General features: G+C 52.1%; 1 protein-coding gene. It reads left to right on the plus strand.

All coding sequences use genetic code 11. The features are described from left to right. The coding region (locus tag JW499_RS21590) for a transposase (protein ID WP_205212511.1) at positions 1-538 on the plus strand (538 nt) is incomplete at its 5' end. Positions 539-566: the final 28 nt, after the last annotated feature.

Below are 566 nucleotides of genomic sequence, written 5' to 3' on the forward strand. Positions count from 1 at the left end.
GGATGGTGCGTTGGGGTTCTGGAAAGCGATGACCAAGACCTATCCTGGCTGTCGTCATCAGCGTTGCTGGGTGCATAAGACCGCAAACGTGTTGAACAAGCTGCCCAAATCGATGCAGCCTAAGGTCAAGGAGGCGCTACACGATATCTGGATGGCAGCCACACGTGATGAGGCCTATGCAGCCTTTGATCGCGCCCAGACACGCTTCAGCGCCAAGTACCCCAAAGCCATGGAGTGCCTGGCCAAGGATCGGCAAGAGATGCTGGCGTTCTATGATTTTCCAGCGGAACACTGGACGCATATTAGGACGACTAACCCGATTGAGTCGACCTTCGCGACAGTCAGGTTACGTACCAAGCGAACCCGCAATTGCGGCTCTCGCGACACCACGTTGGCGATGGTATACAAACTGCTGGAATCGGCTCAGAAACGATGGAAAAGGATCAAAGGTTTCAACTTACTGACCCTGGTAGTCAATAATGTTGAGTTCAAGGATGGAGAACAGGTAAGGGATCAATCAGATAGGAATGCCGCCTGATCCCATACACCAGATTTGACAATAACTC

The sequence above is a fragment of the Amphritea pacifica genome, assembly GCF_016924145.1.
Taxonomy (GTDB): domain Bacteria; phylum Pseudomonadota; class Gammaproteobacteria; order Pseudomonadales; family Balneatricaceae; genus Amphritea; species Amphritea pacifica.